The following is a 15,431-nucleotide window of genomic DNA, read 5'->3' on the forward strand; positions in this document are numbered from 1 at the left end:
ACACCTCGCGTGAGCTGTCTGACGGGCATTCATGCGCGTGCCGTCCGCGGGCCTCTGGCCGACGTGGGCGCAGCCCGGCACCGTCTGCTGCCGCACGGACGGTTGAGCCTCCGGGGGAACCGGATGGCCGTCTGCTCGAATTCGGTGAGGGATCCGGCTGGGCTCTCGCCTCCGAGGTGGGCGGTGATGCGTCCGAACCGCGGCTCGCGGCCGACCCCGGTCGGGCGCTCGCCCTCACCGAGGACTGCATGCGTCTGATCACGGCGAGAGACGTGGATCCGGGCGACGGAGATCGCGCCCGTGCGGGGCGCCGCGCTGACGGTCGTCGGACTGCGGACGCGGGCTGAACACGTCGTGGAGGCCTTCGCACGGGGACTGGGCGGACTGGACGCCGCTGCCGCACGGCCCGCCTTTGAGGAGTGCCAGGCGATACGTGCCGAAGCCCGCGACGACACCGAGTCGGCGACGCCGGCCCGGGGCGAGGCGGCCTGGGCGCGGCAGCCGCGCCCACGTGAGGAGGCACGGGCCCGGGAGGCGCCGAGCACGGTCGGGCGCAGCTGAATTCGGCGATGCGCAGGAGTGGGTTCCAGGACGGCGCCGGCCGTGATCGTTCAGCCGCTCGGATCTCTAGGGCACCGCGAGCGCCTACGAAGCCGGCGTACCGTCCGCTCGCGCCGCCGCGTCGAGCAGGATGGCCGCCGCGGCGCGAGCGGTCGTGGCGGCGGACGGATCACGGTCCATCCGGGCCGACTGCCCCGCGCCGTCGTACAGCAGGTGGAGCTGGCGGGCCAGCGTATCGGGGGCGGTGAATCCGGAGGCCGTGGCCAATTCCGTGAACAGGCCACGCATCCAGAGACGGTAATTGTCGGCGACCTGGCGGATCGAGCTGTCCTCGGCCGTCTCGGCGGTGGCCCGCACGAACGCACAGCCGTTGTACTCGGGGTCGGTGATCGCCTCGCCCAGCGCGTCGAAGACGCCGAGCAGCTGCTCACGCGGCGTGCGATAGCGCGTCAGGGTCCGGGTGATCCGGTCCTTCATGCGTACGTACCGCAGGTCGAGGTACGCGCAGACGAGGCCTTCCTTGCTCCCGAAGGTGTTGTAGAGGGACGCCTTGGCGACTCCGGCGTGTTCGATGACACGGTCGATGCCGACGGTCTGCACGCCTTCACCGTAGAAGAGCTCGTTGGCTGCTTCGAGCAGCCGCTCGCGTGCGGACGCCTTGGTCCCGGTCCTGGTCGCCATGGTCATTCCCTCGCAGACAGATCTGTTCATTCTAACTCCGCAGAGCTTCGTCACACCTTTGAGGCCTGGGCCACAGGCGCTTCCTCGGAGACGAAGTCCTGCGAGCGGATCACCGACACTCGCTGCGCCGATTCCACCCGGTGGCCGCTGAGCAGCAGTCCGGTCAGAGCCGCGAGAGCCAGCACGATGACGGCGATGCCGTACTCCCTGGACGTCTGGATCAGTCCGCCGCCGTGCACGATCAGAGCGCCGGCGATCACGGCCGGCACACCCAGGCCCACGTAGCACACGACGTACAGGAGGGAGAGGACTCCGGCGCGTTCTTGCGGCTGCACCTGCGGGATGACCAGCCTGATGCCGCCCTGGAAGCCGCTGCCGAAGCCGACGCCGGAGATCGCGCCGCCCACGAAGAAACCGATCACGGAGGCCGTACCGCCGGTGCCCGAGCCGATGGACACCAGGGTGATCGTCACGCCGACGACCAGTGTGCCGATGCTGATCAGCATCATGGTCCGCGTTCCGGCGCTGCGCACCAGCAGGACGGCCAGGCCGGCGCAGCACGAGATGACGAACAGGGGCAGTCCGCCCCACACCACCGAGTCGGAGCGCACCAGGGTCCGGGTGATGGCCGGTCCCAGGGCGCCGTACAGGCCGGCCAGCGCCCACACCGCGAAGATCACGGGCGTGGCGATGGCCACCGACGCGCGGGCCGACCTGGGCAGCTTGAACTCGGGAACCAGGCTGGACAGCGCACCCGGCTTGCGCGTCACCGTCTCGTTGAGGGCGAGCACGGCCAGCGCCTGCACGACGAAGACACCGAGAAGCACGGCATAGATGAGATGGGTGGGGGCCGGCAGGTACTGCACGATCAGTCCGGAGGCGATGGCGCCGCTCGCGGTCCCCATCGTGGGTGCGAAGGAGTTGAGCAGGCTGCCCTTGCGCGCGTCGATGTCGAGCATCCCGGCGCCGATCGCCCCGACGGCCGCCCCGGTGCTCACTCCCTGCAGGACACGGCCGACCAGCAGCGTGCTCACGTCACCTGCGGTGATGAACACGACCATGGCCACCACCTGTACGAGCAGGGCCATCAGAAGCACCGGGCGTCTGCCCACCTTGTCGGAGACCCTGCCGAAGACCAGGAGCGAGACCAGCACGGCCACCGCGTACGTGCCGAAGACGATGGTGACGGTGATGGGGGAGAAGCCCCAGTGCTGCTGGTAGATCGCGTAGAGGGGGGTCGGTGCGCTCGACGACGCCAGCAGCGATATGAGGATCGATGCCAGCAGGGCGATGGAGGACTTGGGCCCCAGGTTCAGGGTTCGGCGCCGTGTGGCCGCGTGAGCGGGAGACGGCCTGGCCGGGGTGCCCGGAGACGAGGGCTGACGCGTGGTGGATGCGCGGCTCATGGGTCACTTTCCGAATAGGGCGAAACGAACGCCTTCATGTTAGACAGATCTGTCTGATGGATGCGAGACCGGATGAGGTGAGGTAAGTCGCAGCAGCTCATCACGCGTGGTCGTCGCGCCGCGCATCACAGGCGTCGGCGGGAGTAGTCCGAGGCCGACGCGCTCCTCACGCATGAAGTTCGGGGTCGGGCGGCCCGGTCACGCCGCCAGCCGCTGCGCCCACACCGAGCAGACCGGTCTGTCCAGACCGTGCGCTCTCGTCCCTCGTCCCGCCGCTCGACCGTCGGCTTCACGACGGTCGGTGCGGCGATCGCCGGTATCGGCGGGGCGCACGGGCTCCACGCGGCACGCGGGCGCCCGGTGCCGCCCGGGTTCGGTGCCGGACCGGTTCACACGCCGCCCGGGAGCTGCTCGAACGGCACGGGTTCGTGGTAGGCGTCACCGGGCGTTGGCGGCTCGCTGCGGCCTGGACGGCCACAGGTGACTCCAGGGTGGCGCCGTCGGGGCAGGCGTCACCCGTGCCTCGTGCCGTCACGACGGCCGTTCGCCGGGGAAGTGGGTCGTAGCCGCGTGCGGCGCTCAGGTGGCGACGTTGCGCAAGGCGGCCGCGAGCTTCTTCAGGTCCAGTTCCTTGAGGTGGTCGAGGAAGTGGCGGCGGATCGCGTCCAGATTGGTGGGCCAGGCCTCTTCCAGCCGGGTGAGTCCGGCGTCGGTCAGCGAGGCGTGCCAGCTGCGGCCGTCCCGCTCGCACCGCAGCCGCTCGATGAAGCCCTCGCTCTCCAGCCGGTGCACGATACGGGTCGTACCGCTGAGTGACATCTCGATGGCACTGGCGAGCTCGTGCATGCGCAGCTGTCGATCAGGGGCCTCCGACAGGTACATCAGGGACAGGTACTCCGTATTCGACAACTGCTGCTCTCGCTGCATCTGGGCGTCGATGGCACGCGGCAGGGCGTAGAGGACGGAGGGGAGGGCGCGGACGACGGCATCCTCGTCGGCGGTGAGCGGTCGCGGCGCGTCCGGGGGCGGGGTGGGCTTGCGTGTCATGGGGCATACCTCACGTGTGTGCGGTGGGAAGCACGTCTGCCGACCGAGCGGCCCGGCTCCCCGGTCTGCTGCAGTTCTCGTTCGAGCCCTGCGGTCCTTTCCCTGTGGGACGGCCCGGCCGGGCCGTCGGCGTTGATCCCTTCCGCCCCTCGGACCTGCCCGGCAGCCTCGTGGGCCGGCCGACGGGCCGAATGCGAGGCGCGGGCGGGACCTGCCGCCCGTGGACCGCCCGTCATCCAGCGATTGCTTGACGAAGCAAGTTCTTATGTTAAGTTGCTTGTCGAAGCAAGTATATCCCGATCCGGTTTCCAGGGTTGTATCCATGCCCGGAACGGACACGGGATCTTTTCCACGAAGGGTTCAGCGTGACCAAGATCGGAATCATCCTCGGCAGCACCCGCCCCGGCCGCAACGGAGAGGCTGTCGCCCGCTGGGTGCACGATGTCGCCTCGAAGCGGACCGACGCGGAGTTCGAGGTGGTCGACCTCCTCGACTACAAGCTCCCCCACCTCGACGAGGTGCTCCCGCCCTCGCTCGGCCAGTACTCCCAGCCGCACACGCAGAAGTGGGCGAACAAGATCGCCTCGTTCGACGGCTTCGTCATGGTGACGCCCGAGTACAACCACTCCACGTCCGGCGCCCTGAAGAACGCCATCGACTACCTGTACGCGGAGTGGAACAACAAGGCCGTCGCGTTCGTCGGCTACGGCGGCCTGGGCGGCGCCCGCGCCGTCGAGCACCTGCGCCTGATCGCGGGTGAGCTGCAGATGGCGGACGTGCGTTCGCAGGTGTCGCTCTCGTTGTTCCACGACTTCGAGAACTTCAGCGTGTTCAAGCCCGGCGACTTCCAGGTCGAGGCCCTGAACACCACCCTGGACCAGGTTCTGGCCTGGAGCAAGGCGCTCGCTCCGCTGCGTGCCGCGTAACGAACGCACATCGACGGCCCGCCCCCCCGGCGGGCCGCGAGATCCGTGGCGGGAACCCGCCGCACGGGCGCGACCGGGTGGCTTCCGGCCGACGGCGGACAGCGCTGCGGGAGTCCGCCGGTCGCACATGCTCGCCAGGGCACGGCGGTGGGCCCCTGCCCGGTCGCCGTCCCTGTGCGACGCAACCGACCGCCACGGCGAGTTCCATGGCCGGTGGGAGTACGCCGTTTTCACGCGAGCTCGGCCCGACTCTCACCCTGGCAATCCTGGCGGGTCACTTTGTCGGGCACCCACCATGAATTCGTGGCGACCGAGGCGCAGCAGCCGGGTCCCGCCGGGCCGACACGGCAACCGCTGACCGCGGACGAGGAAGCCGTGGTGCCGTCCCTCGGTCGTGTCATCCACGCCGTGGCCCGCGCCGTCGACGCCGACACGATGCGGAGCAGCGGCTCTCCTTGATCGAATACCTGGCTCCGGTCCACCTCTCCGAGGCTCCCGGCCGGCAGACGCGCATGGGCGATCCGGCCGTCGCGGCCGAAATGACGGGCAGCGGTATGACGCGCCTGGCGGACCGGTTGGAGAACGGGCTCCGCGCTCGTCCGCTTCGTCGGCCTCGTCGAAGTGGCCGCGGCGGCGGGCTTGGTGGCGGGCATCTGGTAGCAGCCGCTGGGCATCGCGGCCGCCGTCGGGATGGCCGTACCGCTCCTCGCGGCGATCGGTCACCACGTGAAGTGGGGCGACTACGGGGACAGCGCCGCTCGTGGCGCTGCCACGGTGCCGGTCGTGCTCCTGCTGGTGGCAGTGGCGGCGGCCGCCACCCCGGCCGCGTCGTAGGGACCGTTCGGCTCATCGGCGCGGGGTGCGGACACAGCCTCGGCACCGACGCACGTCCGCATCGAGACACGTCGTCATCGACATGTCTCGATATGGTCGAGCGGCGCTCGGCTCGAGGCGGGCTCTCCACGTGACGAGTGCGGATGCGCTCTCCGCGGGAACTCCTCGTCCGCGCGGGAGCGGGCCCGCACGGCCGAGATGCATGCGCAACGGGAGCGTGAGAGCGTGGTGGCGACGGTCGCGGAATCCCCCTGCCCCACCGGCGGTGGGCCCGAGGGGCGAGCCGGCAAGGTGAGGGCGGTCGCCCGACACCGAGTCGCGGAGACGGTGGAGCGGCGTTGTTCCGCGGGAGCACGATCCCCAGGGCTGGCGCGCCCGGGGATCGTCGCCTTGAAGGCGGCGGGATGTTCCAGGGTGGATGCGTCGCCAGGTCCCGCGTTCGCCAGGGGAAGAACCGAGGAGCGATGAACGCCCATGATGTGACATATTCTCCCGAAAGCACTGCCCTGCTGATCATCGATCCGTACAACGACTTCCTGTCGGAGGGCGGAAAGGTTTGGCCGCAGGTCAAGGAGGTCGCGGAGGAAGTCAAACTTCTCGACCACATGCGGGCGGTGCTCGCGGCCGCCCGTGCGCGTGGTTTCCAGGTGTTCATCGTGCCCCATCACCAGACGGCGCCGGGAGACTACGAGACGTGGGACCACCTGTCCCCGACCCAGCGGCGTGTCGTCCAGCGGCAGATCTTCGCGGCCGGCAGCTGGGGCGCCGAGTGGCATCCGGACTTCGTGCCCCAGGAGAACGAGCTGGTCATGCGGCAGCACTGGTCGTCGAGTGGCTTCGCGAACACGGAACTGGACATGATGCTGAAGCAGCACCACGTCCAGAAGATCGTGATCATCGGCATGAAGGCCAACACGTGTGTCGACACCACAGCCCGCTTCGGCCAGGAGCTGGGGTATCACGTGACGCTCATCCGTGACGCCATCGCCGCCTTCTCGTGGGAGGAGATGAAGGCGACGTTCGACATCAACGGCCCTCAGTACGCCCACGCGATCTTCACCACGGACGAGTTTCTCAAAGTCATCGAGGAGGCCGCCGCGTAAGCGGACTCGGACGGCGGACGCAGCGCGCGGCGCAGCCGGAACCTCTGGTACGGCTGCACGGCTGCACGGCTGTCGTGGAGCGGCGGCCCGACGGCGAGATCGGCCGGACGGTCACGTCGCCTGCGCCGACGCAGAACCGGGCGACGACGGGCCGGCCGCCGCGGCTACCGCGCCCCTCCCCGCGACGCGGAGCCGGCGCCCCGGCCCCACTGCCCGGTCGGCGTCGGCACGGCAGGCCGACAACCAGGTGACGTTTCGCCTGTAGGCTCGCGCCTTCCCGGGTGCTCTGCGCCGGCTCGTCGACACCGTCGCGGGGGCGCCTGCCGAGGACCAGGAGGCACCGCACCCCGGGGCCGGACGGCAGTCGCCGGGTGCGGGCGGACAGGACGCGCGCGGACAGGACGCGCGCGGCGTGCGGGAACTCCTCGACCGGCTCGGGGCCCGCGACAGCGAGGTCTCCCTCGCTGTCGCGGAGGGGAAGACGAACGCTCGGATCGCGGCCGGGCCGTACCTGAGCGTCCCGACGGTCAAAGCGCACGTCTCCCACGTGCTGACCAAGCTCGAACTCGACAACCGTGTCCGGATCGCCCTGCTGGACTGCCGCGCCGGTCAGAACCGATCGTCGCTCGGAGGTGCGCCGGAGCCACGGCGCACAGGAACTTCCTGTGCGCCGGACGTATGCGCCAGGTTCAGGGCTGGGCGGGGGGCGCGTCGACCGGTGCGCCGAGGTCGACGTCCGTCAGCGGGATCTCCCGTCCGTCCTCGTCGACGAAGGCGACTCGCAGGGCGTGGCCCTCCGTCCTGCTGGCCCGGCGGACCAGCGGGCCGTCGGGGTGTGGACAGTGCTGGTCGCCCCATTGCTGGAGGGCGCCGAAGACCACCATGAGGTCACGGCCGGCGGGGGTCAGGTGGTAGGCCATGCGCGAGCGGCTGCCCGCCTCCCGGTAGGGCCGTTTGTCCAGGACCCCGCTGTCCACCAGGGCGCCGAGCCGATGCGTGAGGACATCGCTCGCCACGTGCAGCCGCTCCCTGAAGTCCGAGAAACGGCTCGCTCCCTGCAACGCCTCGCGCAGTATCAGCAGACTCCACCGGTCGCCGGCCACCTCCAGTGCGCGACCGATCGAACAACGCGTCCCCTCCGCGCCGAGATGAGGGCTCCTGTTCGTCATAGGACCATTCTACCCCTGAGATGGTTTTTCCAATTCAGATGCTAGGTTGGGAAACAGGTTTCAGGATCCAGGCCTTCGGAGGCGGAACCACCCGCCCGGGCCGCGCCGCGGCCGACACCCGCAGGCATCCGGCGGTCACCGCGTTCCCGCACGGACTTCCACCCGAAACCGTGCATTGGCGCGAAGAACCCTCGTCACCGCAAGGAGCAATCCCGCATGAGCACCCCTGAGCAGTTCGCCGTCGAAGAGGCCGGCCCGTCCTACTGGAGGGTCACCTTCTCCAACGGAGAGATCAACCTGATCGACCCCGACACCGTCGAGCAGCTCGCGGAGCTGGTCACCCGCATCGAGCAGGCCCCGGACCTGACCGTCGTCGTCTTCCGCAGCGCCAACCCGGACTTCTTCATGGCGCACTGGGACTTCCTCTCGGACCGCACCCGCGTGGCCGCCATGAAGCCGGCCCCCTCGGGGCTGCATCCCTACGCCGACAACATGTACCGGCTGGCCAAGGTGCCCGCCGTCACCATCAGCGAGATCAACGGCCGCGCCCGGGGTGCCGGCAGCGAGTTCGCCCTGGCGACGGACATCCGCTTCGCCGGGCCGAACGCCGTCCTCGGACAGTTCGAAGTGGGCGTCGGATCGGTTCCCGGCGGAAACCCCAGCGGTCGGCTGCCTCACCTGGTGGGCCGGGGGCGCGCTCTCGAGATCCTGCTGGGAGCCGACGATTTCCCCGCGGACCTCGCGGCGGAGTACGGCTATGTCAACCGCGTTCTCCCGGAAGGCGAACTGGAGCGGTTCGTCGACACCTTCGCCCGCCGCGTCGCGGGCTTCGACAAGATCGCCGTCACCGGCACCAAGGCTCTGGTGGACGCCGAGTCGATGCCGACGGACGGATCCCACGCCGCCAGCCTCACGGCCTATTTTCAGTCCGCCGGACGCCCCGAGAACGCCCACCGCGTGCGTTCCCTGTTCGAGCGTGGGCTGCAGAAGCCCGACGGCGTGGAACTCGACCTCGGCCGCCGCCTGGCCGAGTGGCCGACGTGAGCTGCCCGCCCCGATACGACCCACCCGGGCGCTGCGCGGACGCGACGGCGTGGCGCGGGCACCGACACCGCCCGCGATCGGCGCGGGCGCCTCCATCCGGAACCGGAGGCCCCGTGCGCATCGACCACCGCGGAAAGGCAGGCGCGATGACGCTCACCTGATCAACGCCTTCACCTCGGCCGGCGGCCTGTGGTCGAACGAGGCGATGCGTGTGGCGAGGCGGTCCACGTAGGCGTTCAGTTCGGCATCCGGCAGCGCCCGGTCGATCCAGCCGTACCGCTCCGCCGCCGTGGCGTCGAATATCGTTCCGGGACCGAACTTCGAAATCTCCCCCACACGAACCGTCGCACGCCGACGCTCCGTCCTGGCCGGTCGGGCCGGCGCCCGATGGCGAACCGTCCCCTCCGTCGCCGTACGGCCCGGAACTCCCCGTTCGGCGCGGTGATCGACACGATCCTCGCACCGGCGCGTGCAGCACCCGGCGGATGGCCGTGGAGAGGCAAGAGATCGGTAACCGCACGTGGTCCCAAAAGATCCCGACGGAGCAGGACGGCGAGGGCATATGCGAAGAAATATCCTCTGTTCAGCGTGATGCGCGACGGATCGCGGGGCGCACCCCGGTCCTGATGTGCCCGCCACAGGGTCGGACCGACGACGACGTCTGCGCGGCGATGAGGAAGCCCGGGCCGGCACAGATCCTGTGGAGTGCCACGGCCGCCCGGGTCCCGGAGTGCCTCGCGCAGCGTGGTGGCCCGGCGAGCACGGCCGACCCTGCCACCGTCATGCCGTCGGGGAACGGGCGGCAGAGCTCCTGCGGCGGAGGTGAACGGCCTGAGCGCCGCCGAGTGACCCGCACCGCACCGGCCGTCCGCCGGGAACGGAGCACCTTCTTCCCGGCGGACGGTACGGGCGCACCTGCGCAGTGAAAGGTCCGCGCGGGCCCTGCCCTTGCTCACCGAAGCAAGATATTTGACGGAGCAAGTAAATAATAGGTATGTTCCAGATGTCACCGCCTCATCGACATACAGCGCGGTATGTCATGACGTCTGTCATGGGCGGCAATCCGCCAGAGCGGCTTCTGGCGACGTCGAGTCAGGACTCCCCGCCGTGCGCATCCTCTTCTTCAGCAACCCGCTCCCCGAACGCCTCGCCCCCCTGCTGCCGCTCGCCCGAGCGTTGCGCGAGAACGGGCACACCGTAGCCTTCGCGACGGCCGTGGAAGCGGCGCCCTGGCTGGAGCCGGACAGCTTCGAGCTGATGCTCTTCGGCCCCACCACGCACGAGGTGACGGCCGAAGTCGCCCGTCGTATCGGTGTGGACATCCTGTTCGCCCCGACGACGGACGTCATGGCGGAGTACTTCGCCGGCGCACGTGTGGACCTCATGGCGGACGAGGCCGTGGACCGGGCCGGGCCGTGGGCGCCCGATCTGATCGTCTCCGAGCAGTGCGATCTGGTGGGGCCACTGGTCGCGAGCGCACACAAGGTGCCGTGCGCCGTGGCGGTCACCGGTCCTGTGCCGGAGCCGGAGGAACTCGACGCGCTCACGGCAACGGTGCGTTCGCGTTACCTCGACCGCGGACTCCAGCCCCCCGCGCGGACGCCGTCCGGACGCTGGCTGCTGCACCTGTCCCCGCCGACCCTGCGGCACGAGGAGGGGCCGCCGTCGTCCCCTCACCATGTGGCCATGCGCGCGGAGCCCTGCCTGGGACCGGTGCCGCAACCACGAGCACGCCGAGACCCGGGCACGGGCCGGCCGAAGGTGCTGGTCGGCTTCGGCGCCGAGGCGGTGACGTCACTGGAGCTCGGCCCCGTGCTCAAGGCGTTGAGTGCGCTCGACGTCGACCTGCTGGTGGCCGCGAAGGGCAGGAGGGTCGATGTCCTCGAAGGGGAGACGGAGGGGATACGACTCGTGCCGGGCACCGCGGTCGCCGAAGCACTGGAGGACGTCACCGCGGTGCTCCACCACGGAGGTCCTGACATCACCTTCGCCGCCGCGGCACGCGGTGTCCCCGCCGTCGTGGTGCCCGAATCACCCGCGCAGCTGCGGTGGGCGGAGCGCCTGGCGGCGGCCGGTGCGGGCATCGTGCTGCCTGCCGGAGAGCGGGATCCCGCGACGATCGCCGCCGGGCTCTGCGCCCTGTTGGCCGACGCGCGGTTCACCGCTGCGGCGTCGCGCCTCCGCGAGGAGGCGGCTGCGATGCCGACGGCGGTACAGGTCGCCGAGTGGCTCGTCACGGAGGTGGCGGCAGCCGACGGGTGACGACGTGTGCGCCGGGAGCGAGGGGTACGTCGTCCGGTCGGCGCGGCTTCGCCGGACCCGTGACCCGACCCGGCGGCTGCGCGCGCCCCGCGAACGCGTCCCCGTGCAAAAGACCGCAGGACGGCGTCCCGCGGCGATCCGGGGCGGGGACCGCACGGCGTCAGCAGGGCGCTATGCGCTCCAGCACCTTCGCTGCCGCGGCGATGTCGCAGCCCTCAAGGTGCGAGAAGACATGGCGCCGCACACTCGCGAGGTTGGTCGGCCAGGCCTGCTTCAGCTGGGTCCATCCGGCGCTGGTGAGGACGGCCAGCCACGCCCGGCGGTCGTCGGGGTCCTTCTCCCGCAGCACCAGGGATTGGGACTCGAGCCGGTTGACCACGCGGGTCATGCCGCTCAGCGACATCCCACACATATTTGCGAGCTCACTCATTCGCATCTGGTTGTACGGCACCTCGGAGAGGTGTACCAACACCATGTACTCAACAGTGGAAATCGAATGTTCTTCCAGCATGTCCGCGTCGACGACTCGAGGCAAGAGCGTCATTACTCTGCCCAGCGCCCGTAGGAAGGCCTCCTCGTCGGGCTTGAGGGGCTGGATATTCTTCGCGTCTGCCATGCGGCACAGTGTAGGTGGCGTCCCGCTGCGGAAAACGACGGTCGTACGGTCCTTCTTCGGCCCCCACCTCGGAAGGAGCCGATGGTCGGCGCCCTTTCGTGAGGAGATATCCGGAGCCGGGCGACCGGCCGGTCACATGTTCGCTTCCGGCCGGCCGTATCGCCGCGCGGGAAACCTGAACATGCATAGGTGACTCGGTGAGCGAATACGTATCAGAGAAGGAAGCGTCCGGACGGGTCACGGAAGCCGAAGCCCCTGGGCATCCGATGTCCGGCCCGAGCCGCCAGGGGTGCATCACACGGTTCTGCGCCACGTCTGTCGTGCCCTGGACCGCCCAGGGCACGACAGACGTGGCGGAGTCGGCAAGGGCGGTGCCGGGTGAGATCGTCCGGCCCGGTACCGCCGAGGCTCAGGCGGCCGTGTCGAGGACGACGCGGAAGCGGGCCCGGCCGGACAGCATGTGCCCGTACGCCTCCGGTGCCCGGGTGAAAGGCATGACCTCGACACTGGGGCGGATGCCGTGGGCGAGGCTGAACGCGAGGTTGTCCTCGTTCTGGATGGACGAACCGGTCAGGCTGCCGACGACGGAGCGCGTGCCGAAGATCAGGTCGGGGGTGGCGACGGTCAGCGGGTCGGGTGCGGCACCGACGACGACGAGCCTGCCGTTCGGGGCGAGGCCGCGGACCAGCGGGTTCATCGAGGTGCCGCTGGACGCGGTGGCGACGATGACGGAGGCGCCGCCCAGGGCGCTGAGCGCGGCTGCGGGGTCGTCGTCGCCGTCGATGTACTCGTGGGCGCCCAACTGCCGTGCGTACGACTCCTTCTCCTTGCCGCGCGCGATGGCGGCGACCCGGTAGCCGAGGCTGCGCGCGTACTGCAGGGCCAGGTGTCCGAGGCCGCCGATGCCCTGTACGGCGACCAGGGCGCCGGCCCTGGTCGGACCCTGCTGGAGGGCCATGAACGTGGTCAGTCCGGCGCACAGCAGCGGAGCGGCGTCGATCGCCGAGATGCCGTCGGGAATCCGTACCAGCCCGCTGGCCCGGGCGTAGAGCACCTCCGCGTAACCGCCGTCGACCGTGGTCCCCGTCTGCTCCTGGTTCAGGCAGTTCACGAAGTCGCCCCGGCGGCACGATTCGCATTCCCAGCACTGGCCGTGCAGGAAGCCGACGCCGACACGGTCGCCGGCCTGCCAGGTGGTGACGCCCGCTCCCACGGCGTCGATGACGCCGACGACCTCATGCCCTGGAACGACGGGTCGCGAGGGGTCGCTGCGCAGTCCCTCCACCGCGAGGACGTCGGTGTGGCACACACCGCAGGCCTCCACGCGCAGGCGCACCTGCCCCGGCGCGGGGTCGGTCAGCTCGCGCTCGACCAGCTGCAGGTTGCGGACACCGGTTGCCTCGAAGGCCCGGTATGTGGACATGGTCGCTCCTTTGTGTGGTGTTGCCTGCGCGGGTCGGGCCGGGTGCGGCGTCGACAGCGGTGACGTTGCGGCGCACCGTGCCGGCGCCGCACTCGTCCCCGGCAGGGATGACAGTCTTCAAAATGACCGGTCGTCTTAAAAAGACTAACTCATCCCGACGGGCTTTGGTCCCGCGCCAGGTGTGCCGCGGTGCACCCGTTGTGGACAGCGAGTGCACCGCGGCACGCGGGAAGGGCTCAGCCTGTGGTGGGGACGGCCGCAGCCTGCGGCAGGGGCGACCGCGACGGTATTGTCGGGGGCTTTCGGGCCGCCGGGTGGAGGGGGTCTCTGGACCCTTACCTGTGGGTTGACTACAATATGGGCGGTCATTTTCACTGGAATGCTTCCCGCTCATCCGGCTCATGCGTGGCGGCCCCCTGGGTCACACGTACGTGCGAAGGAGCGGCGGGCGCTCCGCTGGGTGCCGGGGCGTGTTCGACGGAAAGCGGGACGATGGGACGAGTGTCCAAGCGGGAGGAGATCGCGCAGGCGGCCCTCCAGCGATTCCATGCACAGGGCTTCAACGCCACCGGCGTCAGTGACATCACCAAGACCGCCGGTGTTCCCAAGGGCTCGTTCTACAACCACTTCTCCAGCAAGGAGGAGAGCGCCCTGGAGGCGCTGGCCCGGTACACGGCCACCCTGCGCTTCGAGATGCTCACGACGCCGGGCCGGCCCCCGCTGGAGCGGCTTCGGGCACACTTCGAGTTCCTGAGCCGCGACACGGTCGAGAACGGGTTCGTGCGCGGATGCCTGGTCGGCAACCTCGGTGCCGAGCTCGCGGACCACAACGAGGAGATCCGGGCCGCGGTCAAGCAGGGATTCGACGGGTGGGCGGCGCAGATCCGGCAGGTGCTCGTCGAAGCCCAGGAGGCCGGTGACCTGCGTGGTGATCTCGACGTCGGGGCCACCGCGCTGTTCGTCCTCAGCGCCTGGGAAGGGACGCTGATCGCCGTACGGGCCGACAGGTCGGCGGCGGCCGTGGACGCGTTCTTCCGCACCGTATTCGACGTGATCCTCCGCCGGGACTGATCGCCCCGCCCGGACCGTGGGCGTCGCGGCGGAGGACCCGGCTCCGGCCGGCGTTCGTGACAGCGCCGGGTCTTGCTCCACGCCCGCCCTGTCCGTGCGGGCGGCCAGGGAGTGGGGAGCCAGGGCGCTCGCCGACCGGGCGTTCTCCGCCATCAGGCCCGGAGCCGCCCGTGCGACGTCCGACGCTCAGCGGGTGAGCCTGCCCGCCGCGCCCGGGACGGTCCCGGCCACGGCCCGGCTGGCGGAGCTGGACCTGCCGGCGGCGAGGAGGGCGGCGACCGAGTGCGCACGTCACCCGGCAAGACCGCGCCGCTCTTTGGTGACCGCGCGATTCACGGTGGTGCCGCGGGTGCCGGCCACATCTCCGACTGGGAGCACGGAGCGGGCCGGACGGGTCCGCCGGTGGCCCGCCGCCCGTGGGGGAGCGGCGGGGCACCGCCCGCTTCTGAGCCCCGGGTGGTGGCTCAGCTCAGGAAGCGGCCGTCTGGGGAGCGCTCTGCTTCCGGGCGCGATAGGCGGCGGCCTTGAACTTGTTGCCGCAGGAGTCCATGCCGCACCACCGGCGCCGTGTGCCCCGTGAGCGGTCCACGTAGACACGTGTGCACTCGGGGTTGCCGCACTCCTTCAACAGCGGCACCTCCGGACCGCTGAGCAGGTCGACGGCGAGCCGGGCGACGGTGGACAACGCCTGGTCCGTGGTCGCCTCGGTCCAGCGCCCGGTCCGGGTGAGCTGCGGTGTCGCCGGGAGCCTGCGTGCGGCGGCGTTGAGGATGTTCAGCGCCCCGTCGCCGTACTCCTCTCCCCGGCAGCGGGCCGTGACGAGTTCGTAGATCGCCTCCCGCAGGGTCTTGGCTCGCTCGACGCCGGCTTCGTCGCTGGGCGTGATGGTGTCGACGAGTCCGCACTCCACGAACCAGGCGTCCAGCCGGTCCGGAGTCGCGAACATCTCGAATCGCACCGTACGCCGCGCGCGCAGCGTCGCGGCGAAGTCGAGGGCCGCGTTGCCGCAGACGAAGGCATGCTCGTGATTCACATCACCATTCTGGCCAGTGACGTGCGGGATGGCAAGGCGCCGAGCGGATCTCCGGCCCGGCGCGGGTGGTGGTTTCGCTCGTGGGCCCGGCCGCCGTTGACGGTGCACGGGGGTCGTGCCACTATCGTCACCGGTTGAACAGGTGACGCGGTGGAGGGCCGGTTCTGGCCGCGCCTTGCTCCACTGGTGCCCCGACGACACATCGCGTACGGGCGTTCCCTGTCTGTGGAGTCACCGCCCCGAAAGAGGACAGGA

The 15,431-nt window shown here is 70.2% G+C and carries 17 protein-coding genes and 1 pseudogene; 10 read left to right on the forward strand and 8 right to left on the reverse strand.

What is annotated here, in order from left to right:
• Nucleotides 1-300 precede the first annotated feature (300 nt).
• Nucleotides 301-561: a hypothetical protein gene (locus ACZ60B_RS23660; protein WP_469390027.1), complete on the forward strand. Its 261-nt coding sequence runs from the start codon at nt 301-303 to the stop codon at nt 559-561.
• 84 nt (nt 562-645) lie between these two features.
• Here ACZ60B_RS23660 and ACZ60B_RS23665 read toward each other — a convergent pair whose 3' ends face one another.
• The 3 genes from ACZ60B_RS23665 to ACZ60B_RS23675 all read right to left on the reverse strand — a co-directional run bounded on the left by ACZ60B_RS23665 (nt 646) and on the right by ACZ60B_RS23675 (nt 3,695).
• Entirely contained in the window at nt 646-1,242 is a 597-nt protein-coding gene (locus ACZ60B_RS23665; protein ID WP_469390029.1) for a TetR/AcrR family transcriptional regulator, read from the reverse strand.
• A gap of 50 nt (nt 1,243-1,292) precedes the next feature.
• Entirely contained in the window at nt 1,293-2,648 is a 1,356-nt protein-coding gene (locus ACZ60B_RS23670; protein ID WP_469390031.1) for an MFS transporter, read from the reverse strand.
• Between the two features lie 579 nt (nt 2,649-3,227).
• Nucleotides 3,228-3,695 (reverse strand): MarR family winged helix-turn-helix transcriptional regulator, encoded by a 468-nt coding sequence (locus ACZ60B_RS23675; protein WP_469390033.1) that lies wholly within the window; start codon nt 3,693-3,695, stop codon nt 3,228-3,230.
• A gap of 365 nt (nt 3,696-4,060) precedes the next feature.
• On the opposite strand from ACZ60B_RS23675, the gene ACZ60B_RS23680 reads away from it, so the two are divergent.
• From ACZ60B_RS23680 to ACZ60B_RS23700, 5 genes and pseudogenes are all read left to right on the forward strand, one after another.
• Nucleotides 4,061-4,621, forward strand: coding sequence for an NADPH-dependent FMN reductase (locus ACZ60B_RS23680; RefSeq protein ID WP_469390035.1), 561 nt, complete (start codon nt 4,061-4,063; stop codon nt 4,619-4,621).
• A gap of 303 nt (nt 4,622-4,924) precedes the next feature.
• Nucleotides 4,925-5,080 (forward strand): hypothetical protein, encoded by a 156-nt coding sequence (locus tag ACZ60B_RS23685; RefSeq protein WP_469390037.1) that lies wholly within the window; start codon nt 4,925-4,927, stop codon nt 5,078-5,080.
• A gap of 231 nt (nt 5,081-5,311) precedes the next feature.
• Complete coding sequence (locus ACZ60B_RS23690) at nt 5,312-5,455, forward strand: hypothetical protein (protein WP_469390039.1); 144 nt, start codon at nt 5,312-5,314, stop codon at nt 5,453-5,455.
• A 464-nt stretch (nt 5,456-5,919) separates the two neighbouring features.
• Nucleotides 5,920-6,558: a cysteine hydrolase family protein gene (locus ACZ60B_RS23695; protein WP_469390041.1), complete on the forward strand. Its 639-nt coding sequence runs from the start codon at nt 5,920-5,922 to the stop codon at nt 6,556-6,558.
• Nucleotides 6,559-6,970: 412 nt separating this feature from the next.
• Nucleotides 6,971-7,135: pseudogene (locus tag ACZ60B_RS23700) on the forward strand (LuxR C-terminal-related transcriptional regulator); the annotation flags it as partial.
• 112 nt (nt 7,136-7,247) lie between these two features.
• Here ACZ60B_RS23700 and ACZ60B_RS23705 read toward each other — a convergent pair.
• Nucleotides 7,248-7,727, reverse strand: coding sequence for a winged helix-turn-helix transcriptional regulator (locus ACZ60B_RS23705; protein ID WP_469390043.1), 480 nt, complete (start codon nt 7,725-7,727; stop codon nt 7,248-7,250).
• 216 nt (nt 7,728-7,943) lie between these two features.
• Between ACZ60B_RS23705 and ACZ60B_RS23710 the strand changes: the two genes are divergently transcribed.
• The gene (locus tag ACZ60B_RS23710) at nt 7,944-8,771 is read left to right on the forward strand and encodes an enoyl-CoA hydratase/isomerase family protein (RefSeq protein ID WP_469390045.1); all 828 of its coding nucleotides are present in this window, start codon (nt 7,944-7,946) and stop codon (nt 8,769-8,771) included.
• A 153-nt stretch (nt 8,772-8,924) separates the two neighbouring features.
• Here ACZ60B_RS23710 and ACZ60B_RS23715 read toward each other — a convergent pair whose 3' ends face one another.
• Nucleotides 8,925-9,107, reverse strand: a complete 183-nt coding sequence (locus ACZ60B_RS23715) for a hypothetical protein (RefSeq protein WP_469390047.1) — start codon at nt 9,105-9,107, stop codon at nt 8,925-8,927.
• A gap of 149 nt (nt 9,108-9,256) precedes the next feature.
• Between ACZ60B_RS23715 and ACZ60B_RS23720 the strand changes: the two genes are divergently transcribed.
• Both ACZ60B_RS23720 and ACZ60B_RS23725 read left to right on the forward strand, forming a co-directional pair.
• Entirely contained in the window at nt 9,257-9,697 is a 441-nt protein-coding gene (locus ACZ60B_RS23720; protein ID WP_469390049.1) for a polysaccharide deacetylase family protein, read from the forward strand.
• A 181-nt stretch (nt 9,698-9,878) separates the two neighbouring features.
• Entirely contained in the window at nt 9,879-11,033 is a 1,155-nt protein-coding gene (locus tag ACZ60B_RS23725) for a glycosyltransferase (RefSeq protein ID WP_469390051.1), read from the forward strand.
• A 160-nt stretch (nt 11,034-11,193) separates the two neighbouring features.
• Here the strand turns inward: ACZ60B_RS23725 and ACZ60B_RS23730 are convergent, their stop codons facing one another.
• Nucleotides 11,194-11,649, reverse strand: a complete 456-nt coding sequence (locus tag ACZ60B_RS23730; protein WP_469390053.1) for a MarR family winged helix-turn-helix transcriptional regulator — start codon at nt 11,647-11,649, stop codon at nt 11,194-11,196.
• A gap of 409 nt (nt 11,650-12,058) precedes the next feature.
• On the reverse strand, nt 12,059-13,072 hold the full coding sequence (locus ACZ60B_RS23735) for an alcohol dehydrogenase catalytic domain-containing protein (protein WP_469390055.1): 1,014 nt from the start codon (nt 13,070-13,072) through the stop codon (nt 12,059-12,061).
• Nucleotides 13,073-13,564: 492 nt separating this feature from the next.
• Between ACZ60B_RS23735 and ACZ60B_RS23740 the strand changes: the two genes are divergently transcribed.
• Nucleotides 13,565-14,143 carry a TetR/AcrR family transcriptional regulator gene (locus tag ACZ60B_RS23740; RefSeq protein WP_469390057.1) on the forward strand — a complete coding sequence of 193 codons (579 nt, stop codon included), beginning with the start codon at nt 13,565-13,567 and terminating at the stop codon, nt 14,141-14,143.
• Between the two features lie 469 nt (nt 14,144-14,612).
• Here the strand turns inward: ACZ60B_RS23740 and ACZ60B_RS23745 are convergent, their stop codons facing one another.
• The gene (locus tag ACZ60B_RS23745) at nt 14,613-15,176 is read right to left on the reverse strand and encodes a CGNR zinc finger domain-containing protein (protein ID WP_469390060.1); all 564 of its coding nucleotides are present in this window, start codon (nt 15,174-15,176) and stop codon (nt 14,613-14,615) included.
• Between the last annotated feature and the right edge of the window lie 255 nt (nt 15,177-15,431).

Source organism: Streptomyces sp. NPDC104096 (assembly GCF_055584385.1).